This is a genomic window from Pseudomonas sp. MMS21 TM103 (assembly GCF_022132145.1).
In the GTDB taxonomy this organism is placed as follows: domain Bacteria; phylum Pseudomonadota; class Gammaproteobacteria; order Pseudomonadales; family Pseudomonadaceae; genus Aquipseudomonas.
In genome coordinates this window covers 1-20,509 of the sequence record NZ_JAJISP010000012.1, presented here as the reverse complement: position 1 = coordinate 20,509, position 20,509 = coordinate 1, and the positions used below count along the sequence as shown (strand labels likewise).

General features: G+C 60.3%; 15 protein-coding genes, 1 tRNA gene and 1 pseudogene. 10 read left to right on the top strand and 7 right to left on the bottom strand.

The features are described from left to right. From LJY18_RS22435 to LJY18_RS22420, 4 genes are all read left to right on the top strand, one after another. On the top strand, window positions 1-370 hold a 370-nt coding region (locus LJY18_RS22435; protein ID WP_238044691.1), incomplete at its 5' end, for a circularly permuted type 2 ATP-grasp protein. A gap of 234 nt (window positions 371-604) precedes the next feature. Beyond that, a complete protein-coding gene (locus tag LJY18_RS22430; RefSeq protein WP_238044690.1) occupies window positions 605-1,555 on the top strand; it encodes an alpha-E domain-containing protein in 951 nt (316 codons plus the stop codon). Continuing rightward, window positions 1,552-2,349 carry a transglutaminase family protein gene (locus tag LJY18_RS22425; RefSeq protein WP_238044688.1) on the top strand — a complete coding sequence of 266 codons (798 nt, stop codon included), beginning with the start codon at window positions 1,552-1,554 and terminating at the stop codon, window positions 2,347-2,349. The genes LJY18_RS22430 and LJY18_RS22425 overlap by 4 nt, the downstream gene beginning before the upstream one ends. Before the next feature lie 81 nt (window positions 2,350-2,430). Next, window positions 2,431-3,165, top strand: a complete 735-nt coding sequence (locus LJY18_RS22420) for a proteasome-type protease (protein ID WP_238044686.1) — start codon at window positions 2,431-2,433, stop codon at window positions 3,163-3,165. Window positions 3,166-3,356: 191 nt separating this feature from the next. On the opposite strand, the gene LJY18_RS22415 is transcribed toward LJY18_RS22420, so the two are convergent. Then, window positions 3,357-4,508, bottom strand: a complete 1,152-nt coding sequence (locus tag LJY18_RS22415) for a mechanosensitive ion channel family protein (protein WP_238044684.1) — start codon at window positions 4,506-4,508, stop codon at window positions 3,357-3,359. 1,270 nt (window positions 4,509-5,778) lie between these two features. Between LJY18_RS22415 and LJY18_RS22410 the strand changes: the two genes are divergently transcribed. From LJY18_RS22410 to LJY18_RS22400, 3 genes are all read left to right on the top strand, one after another. Beyond that, entirely contained in the window at window positions 5,779-6,984 is a 1,206-nt protein-coding gene (locus tag LJY18_RS22410; RefSeq protein WP_238044682.1) for an acetyl-CoA C-acetyltransferase, read from the top strand. A 166-nt stretch (window positions 6,985-7,150) separates the two neighbouring features. Further along, window positions 7,151-9,295 carry a 3-hydroxyacyl-CoA dehydrogenase NAD-binding domain-containing protein gene (locus LJY18_RS22405; protein WP_238044680.1) on the top strand — a complete coding sequence of 715 codons (2,145 nt, stop codon included), beginning with the start codon at window positions 7,151-7,153 and terminating at the stop codon, window positions 9,293-9,295. Window positions 9,296-9,737: 442 nt separating this feature from the next. Next, entirely contained in the window at window positions 9,738-10,466 is a 729-nt protein-coding gene (locus LJY18_RS22400; RefSeq protein ID WP_238044678.1) for an amidotransferase, read from the top strand. A 177-nt stretch (window positions 10,467-10,643) separates the two neighbouring features. Here the strand turns inward: LJY18_RS22400 and LJY18_RS22395 are convergent. Then, window positions 10,644-11,615 (bottom strand): annotated as a pseudogene (locus tag LJY18_RS22395) (magnesium and cobalt transport protein CorA). A 251-nt stretch (window positions 11,616-11,866) separates the two neighbouring features. Further along, the gene (locus LJY18_RS22390; protein WP_238044675.1) at window positions 11,867-12,556 is read right to left on the bottom strand and encodes a crotonase/enoyl-CoA hydratase family protein; all 690 of its coding nucleotides are present in this window, start codon (window positions 12,554-12,556) and stop codon (window positions 11,867-11,869) included. Between the two features lie 461 nt (window positions 12,557-13,017). On the opposite strand from LJY18_RS22390, the gene LJY18_RS22385 reads away from it, so the two are divergent. Next, window positions 13,018-13,107, top strand: a tRNA-Ser gene (locus LJY18_RS22385). A gap of 101 nt (window positions 13,108-13,208) precedes the next feature. Here the strand turns inward: LJY18_RS22385 and rloA3 are convergent. Continuing rightward, window positions 13,209-13,754, bottom strand: a complete 546-nt coding sequence (gene rloA3 / locus LJY18_RS22380) for a retropepsin-like aspartic peptidase RloA3 (RefSeq protein ID WP_238044673.1) — start codon at window positions 13,752-13,754, stop codon at window positions 13,209-13,211. Window positions 13,755-15,296: 1,542 nt separating this feature from the next. On the opposite strand from rloA3, the gene LJY18_RS22375 reads away from it, so the two are divergent. Further along, window positions 15,297-16,403 (top strand): ABC transporter substrate-binding protein, encoded by a 1,107-nt coding sequence (locus LJY18_RS22375; protein WP_238044670.1) that lies wholly within the window; start codon window positions 15,297-15,299, stop codon window positions 16,401-16,403. Window position 16,404: 1 nt separating this feature from the next. On the opposite strand, the gene LJY18_RS22370 is transcribed toward LJY18_RS22375, so the two are convergent. The 3 genes from LJY18_RS22370 to LJY18_RS22360 all read right to left on the bottom strand — a co-directional run bounded on the left by LJY18_RS22370 (window position 16,405) and on the right by LJY18_RS22360 (window position 19,200). Continuing rightward, the gene (locus tag LJY18_RS22370; RefSeq protein WP_238044668.1) at window positions 16,405-16,629 is read right to left on the bottom strand and encodes a DUF2970 domain-containing protein; all 225 of its coding nucleotides are present in this window, start codon (window positions 16,627-16,629) and stop codon (window positions 16,405-16,407) included. 55 nt (window positions 16,630-16,684) lie between these two features. Further along, window positions 16,685-18,010: an MATE family efflux transporter gene (locus LJY18_RS22365; RefSeq protein ID WP_238044665.1), complete on the bottom strand. Its 1,326-nt coding sequence runs from the start codon at window positions 18,008-18,010 to the stop codon at window positions 16,685-16,687. 143 nt (window positions 18,011-18,153) lie between these two features. Continuing rightward, a complete protein-coding gene (locus LJY18_RS22360) occupies window positions 18,154-19,200 on the bottom strand; it encodes an RNA methyltransferase (RefSeq protein ID WP_238044662.1) in 1,047 nt (348 codons plus the stop codon). Window positions 19,201-19,354: 154 nt separating this feature from the next. On the opposite strand from LJY18_RS22360, the gene LJY18_RS22355 reads away from it, so the two are divergent. Beyond that, a complete protein-coding gene (locus tag LJY18_RS22355) occupies window positions 19,355-19,657 on the top strand; it encodes a DUF1883 domain-containing protein (RefSeq protein ID WP_238044658.1) in 303 nt (100 codons plus the stop codon). The last annotated feature ends 852 nt before the right edge of the window (window positions 19,658-20,509 follow it).

Below are 20,509 nucleotides of genomic sequence, written 5' to 3'. Positions count from 1 at the left end.
GGCCGACCTGTCCCACGTGCTGGCCAACCTGCCTGAACTGGTGGTCAAGGAAACCCAGGGCTCCGGTGGCTACGGCATGCTGGTCGGGCCGGCCGCGAGCAAGGCCGAGATCGAAACCTTCCGCGCCCGCCTGATCGCCAGGCCCGAGGCCTATATCGCCCAGCCGACCCTGTGCCTGTCGACCTGCCCGACCTTTGTCGAGAACGGTATCGCGCCGCGGCATATCGACCTGCGCCCGTTCGTACTATCCGGTCGCGAAGTGCGCCTGGTGCCTGGAGGGCTGACTCGCGTGGCCCTGCGCGAAGGTTCGCTGGTGGTCAACTCGTCGCAAGGTGGCGGCACCAAGGATACTTGGGTGGTGGAGGATTAGCAGTGCGGGCCCTGACGGCCGCGTCGCTGCCCCGCAGGCGCAAGACAATAAATGTATTCCATACGTGTACCACGAGTAACGCGCAATGCGCCTTGCAGGGCGCGGCCCTTGGGGATGGTGCTGTGAGCCCGCCATGCAGTGTTGCGGGACTTGATGAGGGAGTGGGCCCGCGGCATGCCTGGCAGGCTCACAGTGCCAACGTGGCTCGCCATTTAACATGAGAGCGCCCTGACTATGCTGAGTAGAACTGCCTCTGATCTGTACTGGATGTCGCGCTATCTGGAGCGTGCGGAAAACCTCGCGCGCATGCTCGATGTCAGTTATTCGCTGTCGCTGATGCCGCAAGACGGCCGTGGCGATGGCCTGGGAGAACTGGCCATGCCGCTGGTTATTACCGGCACCCTGGAAGAGTACATGGCACGCCATGGCCAGCTGCACGGCGAGCGCATGCTGCAATTTTTTGCCCTGGATGCCGAGAACCCGGCGAGTATCTACAACTGCCTGGGCGCGGCGCGCAGCAATGCCCATGCGGTGCGCGGACGTATCACCGCCGAGATGTGGGAGAACATCAACGCCAGCTGGCTGGAGATTCGCGGCATCGCCGAGCAGGGGCTGGGGCGCTACGGCATCAGCCGTTTCTGTGAGTGGGTCAAGGAGCGTTCGCACCTGTTCCGTGGCGCCACTTTCGGCACCATCATGCGTGGCGACCCTTACCGCTTCATTCGTCTTGGGACCTTCATCGAACGGGCGGACAACACCTTGCGCCTGCTCGATGCGCGCTACGAGATGCTCGGCGAGGACATCGACGAGGTCGATGGCCGTCCGGCGCGCAGCTACTATCAATGGAGCGCATTGCTGCGCGCACTGTCCTCGTACGAGGCCTTCGCCGAGATCTATCGCGGCTCGCCGGGCACGCGCAAGGTCTCGGAGCTGCTGCTGTTGCGCCCCGACATTCCACGCTCCTTGCGGGCCTGCATGGATGAACTGCACCTGATGCTCGCCAGCCTGCCTGGCGAGAATGGTCGCCCGGCCCAGCGCCTGGCGGCCGAACTGGAAGCCCGTCTGCGCTACACCAGTATCGACGAGGTGCTGGACGAAGGCCTGCATGCCTGGCTCACCGACTTCATCCTGCTGGTGCGCGGCCTGGGCCAAGCCATCCACAATTCCTACCTGGAGGTCGCATGAGACTGTCCATCAGCCACGACACCACCTACCATTACGAAAAGCGGGTGCGTGCAAGCATCCAGTACCTGCGCCTGACCCCGCACGACAGTGAACGCCAGCGTGTTCTCAGCTGGCAGCTCAAGCTGCCGCGCCCGGTGCGCGCCCAGCTCGACCCCTACGGCAACATCCTGCATGTGCTGACCATGGATGAGCCGCACGAATCCATCGTCATCGGCGCCAGCGGTCAGGTCGAGATCGATGTCTTGCGCGAGTGCGAACACGAGCGCCAGTCGGCGCTGCCGTTCCTGCGCTTCACTCGCCTGACCGAGGCGGATGCGGCCTTGCGCGGGTTCGCCCAACAGCACTGCAAACAACGTCGTGACCGCGGCGCCTTGATCGACCTGATGCATGCGTTGCATGGCCACATCAGCTACCTGACGGGCAGTACCGCGGTGGAAACCAGCGCGGCCGAAGCTTTCGCCGGCCAGCAGGGGGTGTGTCAGGACCATGCCCATGCCTTTCTCGCCTGCGCGCGCAGCCTCGGTATTCCGGCCCGTTATGTGTCGGGTTACCTGCTCACCGACAGCGACGACCACCTGGCCAGCCACGCCTGGGCCGAAGCCTGGCTGGATGGCGCCTGGTACAGTTTCGATGTGACCAACTGCCTGGCCAAGCCGGAGCGTCATTTGAAGTTGGCGATCGGTCTGGATTACCTGGATGCCTGCCCGGTGCGTGGCATGCGCCGTGGCGGTGGCACCGAACAGATGCACGCCCTTGTAGAAGTTTCTCCGCAGCTGAAGGTGCAAAAACAGTAGAATTGCGCAAGATGAGTACCCAGCCGCGCCCGGTGCAGCGTTTACGACTGTACCGGGCGCATTCGTTCTACAAGGTGAAGCATGACCTACTGCGTTGCAATGAGCCTGGCCCAAGGGCTGGTGTTCGTTTCCGATTCGCGCACCAACGCGGGCGTCGATCACATTTCCGTATTTCGCAAACTGCATGTATTCGGGGTGCCCGGCGAGCGTCTGATCGTCCTGCAAAGCGCCGGCAACCTGGCCACCTCGCAGTCGGTGATCAGCCTGCTGCGTCAACGCCTGGACGGAGTCGGCGAGCATTTGCACAACGTCCCGAGCCTGTTTGCCGCGGCGACTCTGGTGGGCGATACCCTGCGCGAAGTGCTGGCCCATGATGAAAGCGCGACCCTCAATCAGGGCATAGAGCTGGGCTGCTCGTTTCTGCTCGGTGGACAGATTCATGGCCAAGCCCCGGCGCTTTACAACCTCTATCCGCAGGGCAACTTCATCACGTCCAGCGAAGACACGCCGTACTTTCAGATCGGCGAGAGCAAATACGGCAAGCCAATCCTCGATCGCGCCCTGCGTTACCAGACGCCTCTGGAACTGGCGCTGCGTTGCGCCTTGATTTCCTTCGACTCGACCATCCGCAGCAACCTGTCGGTCGGTATGCCGCTGGATTTGCTGGTCTACAAAACCGACAGCTTTGAGGTGCCGAGCGGATTTCGTGTACGCGAAGGCGATGCCTATTTCGAAGGAATTCGTCAGCAGTGGAGCGGCGGCCTGAACACACTGCTCGGCCAGCTAGCGGAAGCGCCTGGTGACTACTGGGTTTGACCGCGACCACGGTATAGCTCTTTGAGCACACCCTCGCATGATTGCAAAGGCCCCGGCAGCCTGTCCGCGGATGGCCATTGAACGCACAATTGCAGGTTGGGCCGCGCCGCGTAGGCCGGGCCGCACAGGCCGCGCAGGCTGGCTATGCATGAACGGCCGCCAATAGTGGACCTGCAGATGCCCGCCTGTTTTTACCCACGGGCCGGCGATTGGGTGCTGGCAGCAGCTTCCTGCTGCGTGTCGCCACGCTCCGCGACCGCTGGACTGGGCAGGCCGGCCACGCAGATTTGCGGAAATTTCCCGCCGATGAATTCAACGCTTTGGGTCGGGAAGGCGAATTGCACGTCCAGCTCACGCATGCCTTGCAGCAGGCCCAGATTGATGTCCTGCTGAATGTCCATGTACTTGTTGTAGTCCGAACTCAGCACGAAATAGACCACTTCGAACGTCAGTTGGTAGTTGTCGAAGGCGAGGAAGTGCGCGCGGTCGAAGCGGGTATCGGCAATCCCCTCGACTATCCGGCGGACCAGCGCCGCCACCTCGCGCACCTTGTCCTGCGGCGTGTTGTAGGTGATGCCGAACTTGAAATCGATGCGCCGCTGGTCCATGCGCTTGTAGTTATGCAGGGTCTGGCGCAGCAGCTCGGAATTGGCGCAGACGATCTGCTCGCCGCTCAGGCTGCGAATGCGTGTGGTCTTCAGGCCGATATGTTCGATAGAGCCGGCGACCGAGCCGAATACCACGAAGTCGCCGATCTCGAAGGGCTTGTCGATGCCGATCGACAGCGAGGCGAACATGTCGCTGAGCAGTGTTTGCACCGCCAGCGCCACAGCAATGCCGCCGACTCCGAGGCTGGCCACCAGGGCGGTGATATTGACGCCGACGTTGGCCAGGATCGACAGCAGCATCACCGCCCAGATGAGGATGCGCAGCAGGACCGCGATGATGGTGGTGGTGACCGGGTTGCGCAGGGTGCCATCGTCACTGACCAGCATGTTGCGGGTCCAAAGGCGCACTCCGCTGTCAAGCCACATGGCGATCTGCAGGGCCAGCGCGATGAACCAGCCGTGGGCCAGAGTGGCTTCCCATTTCGCAGGCAGGCTGACCAGCTTGAGGGCGAGCAGCAGGCTAAAGGCGAACAACAGGATGCGGCTGGTCTGGCGCAAGATATCCACCGCCAGGGTGGTGGCCAAGCTGCGCTGGCCCTTTGCCCAGCTGGCCAGATGGCTGCTCAGCTTGCTGGACAGCGTGCGCAGTATGAAATAGAGGGTCAAGGTGGCGATCAGCACCACGCCTGCATTGAGCCATAGGGTTCGTTCGAGTAAGAAATTCCAATCATCCACGGGGTCTTGTTCCTCTGCTGTGGGCGCCGCCAGCGCCCTGATGGTGAGTCATCGCGTGCAGATTGCGAAGGTCGCGCACTCTTTTCGGTAAATCACATCCCGCAGGCAGAAGATGAAGGGGAGGGTTACACCTTCACTGCTCAGAATGTGGGAGGCGGCCGAGTGTGGGACCAAGGGTAAGGTGTAGCGCGGGTCAGTCGCAAAGCTTACGCAATCTGGTTACGGGCTGGTGGGGGTGCTTATCCAGGCTTGCGCCTGGGTGGCGGGCAGGCGGTATCGGCTTGATTTTCACTAGCAGTCAGCGGGAATGGGCCATTGCGCGCCTGCGACAGAGCGCATCCAGACCTTCGCAGCAAGGCGCTGGATCGTGCCGCACAACGTTGCGCTCGGCGCGATGTGACCTTCCGCTAGCTCTTGCACCGCACCGCCGAACCAATGGTGCACGGCCTGCGGCGGTGCCACCCTGAGGATCGCTCGAGGTAGTTGGTCTGCACCGCGCGAGCGGGGCGTTTGTAGGTTGAGCGCAGCGACACCCATCCCAGATCAGCGGGCGGCAGCTTGGTGCGGAGCAGAGCATCGGGCAGTCCGGATGGAGGTTCGTTCGGAGCATAACGACAGCCCGCCGGGCCGTGTGTCGTACCGATGAACCCTTGATGTATTGCCCGCGCCAAGGTGATCGCCCGCGCGTCACCCGGGTGCGGGCAGGGGCTAACCGACCAGTCGGGTGAGGTTGGGAAGAATCAGGATCAAGGTCGTGGCGAATACGATCAGACTCGCTTGCCGGAATTTGGGCTGTTTGAACATGGCCATCTGCCTTTTGTTTTTGTTGGTGTGGCGTCGAATACCCGCTCTAACGGCCTGTCGGGCTGCAGCGTCACGCCTGCGCGTGGACTGAAAAACCACCCCGGCAAAACCCGGCGGCGGCTCCTACTTTTGTGGCTCTATTTCCGTGTAGTCATGCTAACTCTAGGGGGCATGCCACAGATCGCTTAGATGACTTGGTTGCTAGGCGTTGCGAGTTCGGAGCATTGAGTTATGCCCGGTAGCGCAAAATCCTGAGCAACCCTTGTGCCAGAGCCTTTAGGCCGGCCTGTGCCTGCATATCGCCAGCAGATGACCGTTCGTCTGAGCAGAGCGGTCAATGTGCCTGAGCACTTCGGTCATTGAGCCAGCCTCAACTGGGGGTAAGGTAGTGCAACTGACAAGAACAGGTGCAGCCAGGTAGCAATGCGCCGCCATCCATACCCTCCAAGGGAGGTCTGAGGACGCCATGACCGAAGCATTCATTTTCGATGCGGTGCGCACGCCCCGCGGCAAAGGCAAGAAGGACGGGGCGCTGTACAGCGTCAAGCCTGTTGACCTGATCGCCGGCCTGCTCAAGGCCCTGCAAGCGCGCAACAACCTGGATACCAGCCAGGTCGATGACATCGTGCTGGGCTGCGTTACGCCGGTGGGTGATCAGGGGGCGGACATTGCCAAGACCGCGGCCATGGTCGCCGACTGGGATGTCAGTGTCTCCGGCATGCAGCTCAATCGCTTCTGCGCATCGGGCCTGGAAGCGGTCAACCTGGGCGCGATGAAAGTGCGCTCCGGCTTCGAGGACCTGGTAGTAGTGGGTGGTGTCGAGTCGATGTCGCGCGTGCCCATGGGCTCCGACGGCGGCGCCTGGGTCATGGATCCGGCGACCAACCTGCACAGTCATTTCACCCCCCAGGGCATCGGTGCCGATCTGATCGCCACCCTGGAGGGCTTCAGCCGGACCGATGTCGACGCCTATGCGCTGCGTTCGCAACAGAAGGCGGCGCGCGCGCGCGCCGATGGCTCGTTCGACAAGTCGCTGATCCCGGTGACCGATCAGAACGGCATCGTGCTGCTAGATCACGATGAATTCATTCGCGGCGACAGCACCCTGGAGGGCCTGGGCAAACTCAAGCCGAGCTTCGAGATGATGGGGCAGATGGGCTTCGACGGCACCGCACTGCGGGTCTACAGCCATGTCGAGCAGATCAACCATGTGCACACGCCGGGCAACAGCTCCGGCATAGTCGACGGCTCGGCGCTGATGCTGATCGGCAGCGCCGCCAAGGGCAAGGAGTTGGGTTTGCAGCCGCGGGCGCGCATCGTCGCGACTGCTGTGATCGGCACCGACCCGACCATCATGCTCACCGGTCCGGCACCGGCTACCCGCAAGGCGCTGGCCAAGGCCGGCTTGACTGTCAGCGACATCGATCTGTTCGAGGTCAACGAAGCCTTTGCCTCGGTGGTGATGAAATTCATGAAGGATATGGGTGTCAGCGAAGACCAGGTCAATGTCAACGGCGGCTCCATTGCCATGGGCCACCCGCTTGGCGCTACAGGCTGCGCGATCCTCGGCACCTTGCTTGACGAATTGGAGAAGCGCCAGTTGCGCTATGGCCTGGCCACCCTCTGCGTGGGCGGTGGTATGGGTATAGCCACCATCATCGAACGTATCTAAGGAGCTTTCACGGGCTACTGCGCTCGGCCATGCTGTGTTGGAAATCGTCCGGGAATGCTCATTTGCACCAGCAAATCCGCTTCCCAGATGATTGCCGCCTTGCCTGACCTGCGCTCGTGACGCCCCTGAAGTGCTCCCCCCCGACATTTGGGAAGAGAATTTTAAAATGACTGACGCCATCCGTTACGAAAAGGGCCAGGACAATATTGTCGTCCTGACCATGGACATGCCCGGCCAGAGTGCCAACACCATGAACGCGGTGTACCGCGAGGCCATGGGTAAAACCGTTGCACGCCTGGAAGCCGAAAAGGATGCCATCACTGGGGTGATTGTGACCTCGGCCAAGAAAACCTTCTTCGCTGGAGGCGACCTGGGTGAACTGATCAAGGTCACCAAGGCCGACGCCCAAGCCTTCTACGAGATGATCCTGAATATCAAGGGCCAACTGCGCCGCCTGGAAACCCTCGGCAAGCCCGTGGTGGCGGCGATCAATGGCGCGGCTCTGGGCGGAGGCTGGGAAATCGCCCTGGCCTGTCATCACCGTGTCGCCCTGGACAGTTCCAGCGTGCAACTCGGTCTGCCGGAAGTGACCCTCGGCCTGCTGCCGGGCGGCGGTGGGGTGGTGCGCATGGTGCGCCTGCTTGGCCTGGAAAAGGCCCTGCCGTATCTGCTCGAAGGCAAGAAGGTACGCCCCGAAGCCGCGCTCAAGGCCGGCCTGGTCCACGAATTGGCCTCCGACAAGGATGATCTGCTGGCCAAGGCTCGCGCCTGGATTGTCGCCAACCCGGCGCCCAAGCAGCCATGGGATGTGGCCGACTACAAGATCCCCGGCGGCACGCCAGCAAGCCCGAATGTGGCGCAGATGCTCGCCATTGCTCCCTCCATTCTGCGCAACAAGACCAACGGTTGTTTCCCCGCGCCGGAGAAGATCATGTGCGCCGCGGTCGAGGGCGCCCAGGTCGACTTCGACACGGCGCAGATCATCGAGGCGCGCTACTTCACCGAACTGGCCACCGGGCAAGTGGCGAAGAACATGATCGGCACCTTCTGGTTCCAGCTCAACCAGATCAACGCCGGCGGTTCGCGGCCCCAGGGTTTTGCGCCCTATGTCACGCGCAAGGTTGGTGTGCTCGGCGCCGGCATGATGGGCGCGGGCATTGCCTATGTGTCGGCCGTGGCCGGCATCGAGGTGGTGCTCAAGGATATCTCCCAGGAGGCGGCGGAGAAGGGCAAGAGCTATTCGGCCAAGTTGCTGGAGAAGAAGGTCGGCCGCGGCCAGATGAGTGTCGACAAGCGCGACAGCATCCTGGCGCGGATCAAGGCCACCGACAAGGACGCCGACTTCAACGGCTGCGACCTCATCATTGAAGCGGTATTCGAAGATCGCGATCTCAAGGCCAACGTCACCGCTGCCGCCGAACGGGCTGCGCTGGCCGATGCGGTGATCGCCTCCAACACCTCGACCCTGCCGATCACCGGATTAGCCACGGCGGTGCAGAAACAGGACAAGTTCATCGGCCTGCATTTCTTCAGCCCGGTAGACAAGATGCCTCTGGTGGAAATCATCAAAGGCGAGCGCACCAGCGACGCAACCCTGGCCCGCGCTTTCGACTACGTCATGCAGATCAACAAGACCCCGATAGTGGTCAATGACAGTCGGGGATTTTTCACCTCGCGGGTGTTCGGCACCTTTACCAATGAAGGCATCGCCATGCTCGGCGAGGGCGTGTCGGCGGCAATGATCGAAAACGAAGCGCGCAAGGCCGGCATGCCGGTCGGTCCGCTGGCGATCAGCGACGAAGTGTCCATGAGCCTGATGAACCATATCCGTGAGCAGACCCTCAAGGATCTGGCCGAGGAGGGCAAGAGCATCGTGCAGCACCCGGCATTCGTGGTGATCGAGCTGATGCTCAATGAATACAAGCGTCCAGGCAAAGCCGCCGGCGCGGGTTTCTACGAGTACCCGGTCGGCGGTAAGAAGCACCTGTGGCCGGAGCTAAAGGCTCGTTTCGAAAAGCCTGACGCACAGATCTCGCAGCAGGATGTGCGCGATCGCATTCTGTTCATCCAGGCCATCGAGACCGTACGTTGCGTTGAGGAGGCTGTGCTCACGTCGGTGGCGGACGCCAACATCGGCTCGATCTTCGGCATCGGCTTCGCCGCCTGGACCGGTGGGGCTCTGCAGTTCATCAACCAGTATGGCCTCCGCGATTTCGTTGCACGCGCCCAGTACCTGGCTGAGCAGTATGGCGAGCGCTTCCTGCCACCGGCCTTGCTGTTGGAGAAAGCGGCGAAGAACGAAAACTTCTGACCCTCTAGTCGATATGCAGGCTCTTCTCGCGCAGCAACCTGGTACCAGACATGGGCTGCTGCGCGAGCAAGTCTTGCACGGCATTGCGCCATCGGATGAGCTGAAACCGTACGGTCCGGCTAGTGCCATCTGTGGCTTGCAAGGCGGGTCGCCGGTCAGCTGCTTGAGCATTTCGGCTACCTGATGATTGCTGAGCCTGGGCTACGATTAAGCGCGGAGCCAAGCCAGTATTCATCAGGTACAGCCCGAGACCGACCAGGGCACCGAAGCCAGAAGTGAATGGGCGTTATCCTGAGACTATCGAGCGAGCCGATACAGGCGCAGACTGGGTCGTCGGGCGATTTTGTGCCTAGTTGACGATGCGTCCTCTTGTCTTGTCGCCCCGCCACAGGCAGGCTTGAGCATTAAACGACCCATTACTCGCGTTTCAGGTATTTGCCCCATGCCGTTGCAGATTTGCATTCTCGAAACTGACATTCTTCGCCCTGAACTGGTCGGCCAGTATCAGGGTTATGGCCGGATGTTCGAGCGCCTGTTCGCTCGCCAGCCTGTCGCTGCCGAGTTCACCGTGTACAACGTGATGGAGGGCCACTACCCGCCGGACAGCGAGCACTACGATGCCTATCTGGTTACCGGCAGCAAGGCCGATTCGTTCGGCAGCGATCCGTGGATCGAAACCCTCAAGACCTATTTGCTCGAGCGCTATGCCCGTGGCGACAAGCTGCTTGGCATCTGCTTTGGTCACCAACTGCTGGCGTTGCTGCTCGGCGGCAAGACCGAACGCGCCGAGCAGGGCTGGGGCGTGGGCACCCATCGCTATCGCCTGGCTCATCAACCGACCTGGATGACCCCGGTGCTGGAGGAGCTGACTCTGCTGATCAGTCATCAGGATCAGGTCACCAAGCTGCCGGAAAATGCCACCCTGCTGGCCTCAAGCGACTTCTGCCCGTTCGCCGCCTACTGCATCGACGACCAAGTGCTGTGCTTCCAGGGCCATCCGGAGTTCATCCACGACTACTCCAAGGAGCTGCTGGAAATTCGCCAGCAGCACATTGGTGAAGAGGCCTATCGCAAGGGCGTCGACAGCCTGCAGCACGAGCATCAGGGCCATACGGTGGCTGAGTGGATGATGCGTTTTGTTGCGCACGGCCGCGCGGGCCTGAATGACTGAGCAGGTGGCGGCGACTGGCCGAGGAGGGCGTTCCGCTTGCACCAAGCGCCAGCAGTCTTGGGTGCAGCTGTCACGTCCAGCAGTCGATACCAACGAGCCACTGCGTTTGCGGGCGCTGGCTAGAGACTAATAAGGCCGACTATCAGATTGGACCTTTTGCTGCTAGGCAGGATCGGCTCATAACCAACCGGAGTGTTTGAAGCTTGCGTAAAGCCCGGTGCAGCCGCTGGTAAGCAGGCCTAGTACACCGAAGTAGCCGTACTTTCAGGTGAGTTCCGGCATGTTCTCGAAGTTCATCCCGTAAATACCCGCTACTGCCGTGGGGAAGGCGAGGATCGCGGCCCAGGCGGCGAATTTGCGTTGGGTGATGCTCAGTCGTGAAGACTCCAGCAACAAGCCGATTTCGATGGCGTGGTCAGCCATTTCGCGCAGGGCGGTCAGGTCTTCCAGTAAGCGGCTGACGTGAATGGCCACGTCGCGAAAATACGGGCGCATATGCTTGTCAATAAAGGGGAAGTCCAGGCGTTGCAGCTCCTGGCAGATTTCCTCCAGCGGACCGATGTAACGGCGTAGGTGCAACAGGTCACGGTGGAGGCCTTGAATACGCTCGACATCGGCCTGACTCAGCGGTCGCTTGAGTACGTCCTGTTCGACCTCCTCCAACTCCGCGTAATAGTCATCGATCAATGGCCGGTAGTTCTCGATGACGAAACTGAGCAGTGCGTAGACCACGAAGTCTTCGCCATGTTCAAGCAGCACGGGGCGCGCCCCGCAGCGCTGGCGTACCTGTGAGTAAGGCGCTGACTGGCCATAGCGGGCGCTGATGATGTAGCCATTGCCGGCGAATATCTGGGTTTCGATGAATTCCAGTTCGCCATTCACTTGAATCTCCGAATAGACCACCAGAAACAACGCGTCGCCGAAGGTTTCCAGCTTGGGCCGGGTATGGCGTTGCAGGGCGTCCTCCAGCGCCAGTTCGAGCAGGTCGTACTGGCGCTGCAGATTGGTCAGCTCCTCGACACCTGGATCGTGCAGGCCTATCCAGACGAAGTGGCCGGGCTTTCTCGACCACTCCTTGCCTTCATCGAGGCGAATATCGGTGACTTTTTGGCCTTGGCTGTAAACGGCGGCGGCAACGACTCGGCCCATGGCGATGCCTTGTTATGTCTGCCGAAAGGGACAACGATCAACCTCACTCTTTCTAGAATGTTGCCGCTGGCGATGATTTCTTCCAGATAATCGGTTGTTGCCGTGTCCGCTCGCGCTGGGCGATCACAGCTGGCTGTCAGTTTCTGGCTCAGGGCGTTGATACAGCGCTGTATCTGCGTGTGACCATTAGCAGGCCGGTCGTCCCTGACGCCGCCCGGCGCTTGGCCGGGCGGCGTGGGCATATGGAGGGGTTAGAGCGGGAGTTGCTTGTCCAGTTCGATGGCCCGGTCGAGGGTTTCCAGCAGCGCCTTGCGCACCTTCAGTTTGGTGTTCTTGTGCGCGCTCATGTTGATCTTTTTCATCTGCTGAGCGACCGCCTGGGCGGTGGCCAGCAGTTGCTCGGCAGCTACCACCTTGTCGAGGAAGCCGGCATCCACCGCACCTTGCGGGTCGAACATCTCACCATTGATCACCGAGCGGTGGAACGCCGACTTGCGCAGACGGTCGCGCGCCAGTTCGATACCGACATGGTGCATGGTCATGCCAATTTGTACTTCGTTCAGGCCGATGCTGAACGGACCTTCGACGCCGATACGGTAGTCGGCCGAGAGCAGGATGAAGGCACCCTTGGCTACGGCATGGCCGGGGCAGGCAACGATGACCGGGAAGGGGTGGGCGAGCATGCGCCGTGCCAGGGTGGAACCCGCAGCAACCAGATTGACCGCGTTCTGTGGGCCGGAAGTCATCACCTTGAGGTCGTAGCCGCCGGATAGAATTCCCGGCTGGCCGGTGACTATTACGATGGCCTTGTCCTGCTCGGCACGATCAAGTGCGACATTGAAGGCGGCGATCACGTCTGGTGAGATGGCGTTCACCTTGCCGTTGCACAGGGTCAGGGTGGCAATACCGTCTTCGAATTGGTAGCTGATCAGGTCGCTCATTGCAGGTTCCTTGTACTGAAGTACCACAGACGTTACCCACCCGCACCGTCCAGGTAAAGCGCCGCGGCTGACTGGCAAGTCAGCTGTGCCGGCCGATTACAGCCTGTCGGCCCAATTGACCCAGGCAATTGGCACCACACCCGTGCGCTGTTTTGGCAGGGCGACTGACTTGAGGGCGACGGCTGTGATAATGAGAAACAACAAGTTGGCCAATTACTGGCGTGCTGCGCGCGCAGCCAAAGCCTGGGGGAAGTGAACGCCGTATTGCTGTTCAGCCAGTCTATTCCCCTCGGTTTGCTGCTATTCGGCCACTGGCGATTCGAGGCACGCCCCCAGGCTTGTCGAGCGGATACCGAGCATTAGGTATAAGCGCATGAATATTCTGAAAAAACCTTTGCCTTTGGTGAGCTGTTCGGCTAGATTAGCGCGCCTCGACAGACACCCAGTGTCAGTCGAGATCCGGTGAAGTGTCCGAGCGGTTGAAGGAGCACGCCTGGAAAGTGTGTATACGAGAAATCGTATCGTGGGTTCGAATCCCACCTTCACCGCCACTTTCGCAAAACCCCTGAGAGAGCAATCTTTCAGGGGTTTTTTGCTTTCCGGGATTGGCCGTTATCGCTAACGATTACGGGTGGAGCCCGCTTTAGGCAAGTCAGGTACTGGACGCGGATTTCGAGCAATCAGGTTTAGCGGTAAAGGTTTTGTTGGAATCTACCAGGCCCACCTTCTCTAGGGTGCGCCGGCCGACCAGCACTGGATAGTTCATCCTGTCTCGATCGTTCAGTGAGAATTGCTCTTCATACACCTGGTCGCCTAGGCATATCTTCATCAATACGACTGGGCGTCTCTCTGCCCCGCCGGCGCCGCGCACCTTGATAGCTCGTTCTACTTGGCGCTCGAATTGAGTGTTCACTTGCTTATTGGTGGCGATGTCTTGCAGCTCAATATTGAATCGTACCCAGTCTTCACCATTTTTCTGGAAGCGTTCGATATCTTCGGCGTGCATCGAGGAGGTCAGTGCGCCAGTATCGAGCTTGAACTTTACCGCTAGATTTTCAGGCAGGATCAATCCCTCCTCAACCCAGCCAAACACTTGCTGAGTTGAGGCGAAAGCAGGCGCTGCGCATAGCGAAAGCAGTATTGCATACTGCAGCAGGCAGCCGGATAAGCCGATGGAGAGTCGCTTTTTATCGATCATCTACTACCTCTTTCAGTCGCGTACTAAGAGTTAAGTAGAGTCGCCAGCCAGCGAGATGTTCATTAAGCAGCTGCTTGCGGGCAGCCAGCCGGGGGGTTGGTTGTTTCGCGCGCCGATTCGGCACCGGATTCAGGTACGTCTGTACCTGGTGATGCTCGCATCATCCACGCCATGCATAAGCACTATTGACCGACTGATTTCAGCGTTGGTGCGTGAAGGCAGAGGGTGGCCTCCAAGCCCCAGCCAGGTTCTGGAGGTGGCTCTGCTACCTATCGGCATCATGTCCCTGGTCGCAACTGCGGTGCCGAGCGTTCTCAGGGCCGAAAGTCATCATGTCTGCTGGTAGTTGGCGCTGGATGGCGTGCAGAAGTCCGGCATTTTACTTCCCTGGATGTTGCGCTTGCCCGCGAGTCGATCCGAGCGCTGCAGTGGGTCATGCGCCAGAGGGCTTTCAGGTGCTGGCCGGCTAATGGTTTCTGCGCTTCCCCTGGCGTTCTTTGGCAACGTGGACTGCCTGTTCTCGTTGTGCTTGCACCGCTCTCTTGCCGGTGAAAGTCCCGCCGTAAGCTTGCCACCGTGAACGAAGTGAAGCGCAACTGCATGAGGGTGGCCGAGTGTGTGTGTGGGGGGGCAAGCGTGAGTAAAAGCCTTGAGCCGATGTGTAAGGATCGGATGCAAGGCAAGCGGGCTAAGGCCGCGAAGCTCTTGTGGGCAAGACTGGGCAGGCTATGTAAATCCAGGGGGTGTGTGGTGAAGAGTTGCGTTCTTACCTGGGGAGATCTCGCCTCATGGCTGAAGGGGCATCCAGGTCGATATGCGATATTTTGATTGATCGCTTAGGCAAGCGGTTTCGGATCGGGCGCTTATCCGGCCGATTCGCGCCCATCTAGATGCGGGAGCGTTGATTAATGGCGTGGTCGAGAGCAGTCGCCGTGGGGCGACGCAAGGCGGCCCACTGTCACCGTTGTTGGCGAGCGTGCTGTTGGGCGAAGTGGATAGAGAGCTCAAGCGCCGAGGTTATGGTCATGTGGGCTACACCGATATCGCAAAGGTTTATGTTTGCAGTCACAAGGCGGGACAGCGGGTCGTAGAGACTCTGCGGCCCGGCCTTCTAAGTGGAAGCCTACTTCGTGCTGCCTGTCGAAAACCCCGGCGGTCTGGCGCAAGTTGAACGAATGGATACAACACCATCTCGGAGCGATCCGGCTCAAGCAGTGGAAGCGCGACCCTATGATCGATTGAGAGTGTTGATCACAGGGAGCGGTGCAGCAGGTTGCGCATACGATAGCCGGGAACTCACGCTGTTGGTGGCACAGCGGCACTCTGGACTTGAGTCGCATGTTGAATATTGCGTGGTTCGACTGCTTGGGGCTGGTACGCCTCTCATGACCGGGGTCCTCGGACTGGCCGGCGCGGACCCGGATGCCGGGTGGTGTGGCAGGGGAACGGCCTATGAAAGCCGTCCCTATGCTGATGTTTGCGGATAAATGGCGGCAAATAGCCATTGCCTAACGCTTATACTGCACACACTTTTTGGGAGGCGTGTGCGTGATCTGGTCAGGTGTAGGTGCAATTGTTGTGCTGTGTCTCTCAATGTTAAGTGGCTTGGCGTTGGCGACCAGTGTCGGCAAGCCCGCTACGGCCAAGGCGCCCGTGTCGGTGGTATTTCTCAATCCTGGCTATACCGATGAGCCGTTCTGGGTCGGATATATCGCTTACATGCACGACGCCGCGAATGATCTCGGCATGCAGTTGCGTGTACTCAATGGCGAGCGTGACTCTCACAAGCTGATGCAGCATGCCCGTGAGGTGTTGCAAGCTCGGGAGCAGCCGACCTATCTGGTCTTCGTCAACGAACACTATGTCGGGCCGGAGATACTTCGGCTGTTTGCCGACAGCAAGATCAAGCTGTTCGCCTTGCATAGCACCCTGACGCCGGATCAACAGGCATTTGTCGGTGGCAGTCGGGAGAAGTACCGCAACTGGATCGGCAGTCTGGTACCCAACGATGAAGAAGCCGGTTATCTGATGGCCAGGGCGCTGATTGCCATGGCGCCGGCTGGCGCAGGCGAAATGGTCGCCTTCTCGGGCGTCAAGCAGACGCCATCAGCCACATTGCGTGAGGCCGGTCTGCATCGTGCGCTGGCCGAACATCCGCGCATGCGCTTGAAGCAGCTGCTGTATGGCGAGTGGTCGGAACAACGCGCGTATGAGCAGGCTAGTGCCCTGCTTGGACGTTATCCCGATGTCAGCCTGGTGTGGGCAGCGAATGACGAGATGACGTTTGGCGTGATGCGCGCGGCGGCGGAGCAGGGGCGACAACTGCGCTACTCGGGGCTGAACAATTCAAAGAGAGTGCTGCAGGCACGAATTGACGAACGCATCAGTGTATTGGTCAGCGGCCATTTCATTCTTGGCGGCTGCGCCATGGTCATGCTCCACGATTATGCCGCCGGCCTGGACTTCGCCGCGCGCGGAGGCAAGGATCAACACGCTGATTTGTTCCGCTTGCTGAACAGGCAGGAGTCGATACGATTGCTGCAGCGCATCGACAAGCATGATGCGAACCTGAATTTTCGTCGTTTCAGTGCTGCGTTCAACCCAGGCTTGCAAGGCTATGACTGCTCTATTGAGGCCTTGTTGCGCTAGTTCAAACGCCCGCGAAATGTAGCACCAGTCTGACCACGGCAAAGATCACCAGCACGAACAGCAGGGTGAACAGCAGCCCGAGGATGATGAAGTGGCTGGGTTTGCCCCGGCTGAAGTCGCGGCTGCGCTTCTTGCCGCTCTGTACGCCAATGGCCGCTGCCAGAACGCTCTGCAGCATTTCCCATAACGTCAGCGGCTTGTCGTCTGGATCATCCTGCTTGCTCATGGTTCCCCCCTGAATGGCGGTTTGTCAGGCCTGCCGAACATCCATTGATAGTTACTCAAAGCTGTATCTGGGTCCAGCCGCGTCGTTGCCACATTACGGCGAAAATCATCGATGCGATGCCGCGCTGGAGAATCTGCAGGCTCCAGATGGCCAGCAAACCATAGCCTAGGATAGGGCCGAGCAGATAGGCCAGCGGTAGAAAGAACAGCCACTGGTTGCCCAGGCTGACCAGCATCACCGTGCGGCTGGCGCCAGCGCCCAGCAGCGCCTGGGTGAGCACTAGGGCGGTGGCATCCAGCACCATGCCCATGCCGGTCAGGCGCAACGGCCAACTGCCCAGCTCGATCAATGCAGGATCGCTGACGAATAGTCGCAAGATCAGCTCCGGGTACAGCCAGAAGGGTGTGCCCAGCAGCATCAGGCCGACTGCTGCGACCTTGACCACCTCCCAGCCCCAGCGGTGGGCGGCGTCGAAGTCCATTTCGCCCAAGCTGTGGCTGACCAGGGTGGTGGCCGCCATGCCCAGGCCGATGGCCGGCAGGATCAGCAGCAGCGCCAGATTGATCAGCACGTGGGCCACCGCCAGTTCGGCGGTGCCGACCTGGCCGATGATCCAGAACAGCGCGGTGATGCCGGTGGCGAAGAAGAATTGCTGGGCCGAGTTGGGCATCGACAGGCGCAGCATGCTGCGCAGGTCAATGATGCTGGGAAGACGGGTCATAAAACCCTCGCGGCGCGCGCTGTGCCAGGTCTGCACGGCGTAGATCAGTGAGCCCAGGTACAGTGCCAGTGTGGTGCCCAGTCCGGAGCCGGGCGCGCCCATCTGTGGTAAGCCGAAGAGGCCGTGAATCAGCGAGTAGCTGATCAGCACATTGGTCAGGTGCATGATCACCAGGGTGCGCAAGTAGACGCCGGAACGGTGGTTACCATTCCAGTAGCCGCGGAAGGAGAAGTTCAGGCCGACGGCGAAAATCGCCAGTATCCGCCACTCGAAGTATGCCGTGCCGATGCTCAGTACTTCGAGGTCACCTGACAGCAGTCGAATGATCGGCTGGGCGTTCAACCAGCAGAACACTGTCAGTGGCAGGGCAAGGCACAGCGCAATCAGCATGCCGACATTCAACGGTGCTGCTAGTTCATCCAGGCGTCCTGCGCCGCGGCGCCGCGCGACCTGGGCTTGCACGCCGGCGCCAAGGCCCATGACCAGGGCGATGGCCATAAAGTTGGCATAACTGCCGATGCCGACTCCGGCCAATGCCTTCTCGCCGAGGTGGCCGACCATGGCTGCATCCACCAGGTTGAGCAGGCTCTGGCTGAGCATACCGCCGATAATCGGAAGGCCGAGCGTGAGGATGTGGCGTAGGCGTTGACGCTCAATCATGCAGGGTTCGCTGTGAGCCAATTAACCCGGACATGCAGGATGCTTAGCGCCGGAAGTGGAGAGCATATTAACCCCGGGCAGATGCCGAGGCATGTCATATGACCAACTTTGTCGTTCGCCGCGAATCGTCGCGTGCATCGGTCTCAAACGCCAGCGGAGCGCTCACTCATGCGCCGGCGGTCGAGCACCTCGACTGCTCGCGCGCGCAGCTGGCCGCAGCCGCCGTCGATGTCCTGGCCGGCGGAATTGCGCACCTTGGTCAGCACGCCGCGGCTGTGTAGATAGCGCACGATCTGCACGATACGGTCGCCATCCGGGCGTTGGTAATTGTCGTCTTCCAGGCTGTTGTAGGGGATCAGGTTCATGATCGCGTACTTGCCCTTGAGTAGGCGCAGGATGCCGTCCATTTCAGCCTGGCTGTCGTTGATGCCCTTGAGCAGCGTCCACTGGTACTGGATCGGGTAATCAATCTGCCTCGCGTAAATTTCGCCCAGCTCGACCAGCTCCTCGGGGTCGATGCGTGGTGCGCGCGGCAACAGTTGCTGGCGCAGTTCGGCGTCGGTGGTGTGCAGCGAGAGAGCCAGCGCCGGCTTGATCCGCTGTTGCGGCAGGCGCTCGAAGACCCGTGGATCGCCTACGGTAGAGAACACCAGGTTGCGCTGGCCAATGCCGCCATCGGTGCCTAGCAGCTCGATAGCCTGCAGCACGTTGTCGAGGTTGTGCGCAGGCTCGCCCATGCCCATGAATACCACCTTCTTCACCGGACGGAAGCGCCTGGCCAGGACTACCTGAGCGACAATCTCGGCTGTGCTCAACTGACGTAGCAGGCCGCTCTTGCCGGTCATGCAGAATACGCAACCCACCGCGCAACCAACCTGGCTCGACACGCATAGGCCATCGCGCGGCAGCAGCACGCTTTCCACCATCTGCTTGTCGGCCAGTTCCACCAGCAAGCGCGCTGAGCCGTCGGCCGCCGGGTGCTCGGCGCTAAGACGGGCGAGGGCGTTGAGCTCTGCCGTCAACTGCGGCAGGGCATGACGCACCGCAAGCGGCAGAAAGTTTTCGGTCTTCTGGTTGCGGGTACCGGTATCCAGCGGCTTGCCTTGCAGCCAGGCACGGCTGATCCGCCCGATATGCATGGGCTTGGCGCCGAGAGCGGCGAGGTGCTGGTAAAAATCTTCGATCTGCATGGGGCGCGCATGCTATCACCAGGCGTGCGGCGACGGTATCCGTCGGCCGATTAGGGCTAGCGCATGGCGGCGTACGACTGAGAGCTTTGCTCAATCCTTCCGGGCACTCATACTAGCGTCTTGATTGGCCTGACCCAGCTGTGCGGAGCGGTAGATGAAATACATACACCAGCGCGAACATCTAAATGAAGACGACGTAGTCGTGATCGAATGCTCGCAGACCTGCAATATCCGCCTGATGAGCGACGCGAATTTCCGCAGCTTCAAGAATGGCGGCCGACACACTTACCACGGCGGTGCTTTCGATACTTTCCCGGCAAAAATCACCGTGCCGAGCAGTGGCTTCTGGAATATCACTATCGATACTGTGAGCCGTAAGGCGATCAGCGTGACCCGCAAGCCGACGCTGAAGCACTCGATCAAGATCATCCGCAAGTCGACTTCGCGTTTGAGTTGAGTGGTTGAAAGCACTGCGCTTGAATGCGCTGGTAGTAAAGGAGGGATGAAGCGCACCCTCCAAATCGCGGAATTCAAATTTCCGGTGGGGTGGAATGCTGCGAAGCGGTGTTCCACTGCTTGCTATAGTCTCCCGCGATCTGAAGAACCTGCTCGCGGAAGATTACCCGGCACGGCTTCTGGGGTTGCGTGAAGCAGCACTGTGACATCCTTGCGGTTAAGGGTGAGGTGAGTGAGGGCGAGCGCTGCACCATCTGGCAGTATTCACTGCGCGCTGTTGGCTGGCTTGCCGCCCAGCGTGCCAAGGCTAGCCGATCAAGACCGTTACCTGTCCTCAGGTGCGATCTTTTTACCGCACTCTAATGCCGCCGAGCAGTAGCACCGCCAAAAACGCAGCCATCACCGCCGGCCTCGCACTGAGCAACTGAAGAGGTGGGCAGTCACACTCTGCCCGAGGAGGCGCAATCTGCACTGAGAACAGCGGCATAAAGAGCACTACTGACGCGGCAGCTACCTTGGAATAGGCTGCAGCGCACCGCCTCGGCGTTAATCCGCTGCAGGGTTGCAGTGCTAGTGGCGGAAGGTGGCAAATAACTTTTAATAAAGGCTTGACGTAGTTTCTGTCGGGCCTATAATCCGCACCTCTTCTGGCGCAGGCTTCTCGGTAAACCTCTTGTAAAACAAGAAGTTAGCTTAAAAAGAGAAGTTACAGTGCAGCGAAAGCTGCGATGAATGCGCCACTTCTGCAGGGTTGAGGTTTGGTTCTGCAGGGGTCGGTCGAGGTGATCGAAAGCGGTAAAAGAGGTGGTTGACAGCGGTTTGAAACGCTGTAGAATTCGCCTCCCGCTAACGA

Coding starts and splice junctions, on each gene's coding strand:
- LJY18_RS22420 (WP_238044686.1), top strand. CDS start 2,431: ATGACCTACTGCGTTGCAATGAGCCTGGCCCAAGGGCTGGTGTTCGTT.
- LJY18_RS22390 (WP_238044675.1), bottom strand. CDS start 12,556: ATGAGCGACCTGATCAGCTACCAATTCGAAGACGGTATTGCCACCCTG.
- LJY18_RS22365 (WP_238044665.1), bottom strand. CDS start 18,010: ATGATTGAGCGTCAACGCCTACGCCACATCCTCACGCTCGGCCTTCCG.
- LJY18_RS22355 (WP_238044658.1), top strand. CDS start 19,355: ATGAAATACATACACCAGCGCGAACATCTAAATGAAGACGACGTAGTC.
- LJY18_RS22370 (WP_238044668.1), bottom strand. CDS start 16,629: ATGAGCAAGCAGGATGATCCAGACGACAAGCCGCTGACGTTATGGGAA.
- rloA3 (WP_238044673.1), bottom strand. CDS start 13,754: ATGATCGATAAAAAGCGACTCTCCATCGGCTTATCCGGCTGCCTGCTG.
- LJY18_RS22430 (WP_238044690.1), top strand. CDS start 605: ATGCTGAGTAGAACTGCCTCTGATCTGTACTGGATGTCGCGCTATCTG.
- LJY18_RS22400 (WP_238044678.1), top strand. CDS start 9,738: ATGCCGTTGCAGATTTGCATTCTCGAAACTGACATTCTTCGCCCTGAA.
- LJY18_RS22425 (WP_238044688.1), top strand. CDS start 1,552: ATGAGACTGTCCATCAGCCACGACACCACCTACCATTACGAAAAGCGG.
- LJY18_RS22410 (WP_238044682.1), top strand. CDS start 5,779: ATGACCGAAGCATTCATTTTCGATGCGGTGCGCACGCCCCGCGGCAAA.
- LJY18_RS22405 (WP_238044680.1), top strand. CDS start 7,151: ATGACTGACGCCATCCGTTACGAAAAGGGCCAGGACAATATTGTCGTC.
- LJY18_RS22360 (WP_238044662.1), bottom strand. CDS start 19,200: ATGCAGATCGAAGATTTTTACCAGCACCTCGCCGCTCTCGGCGCCAAG.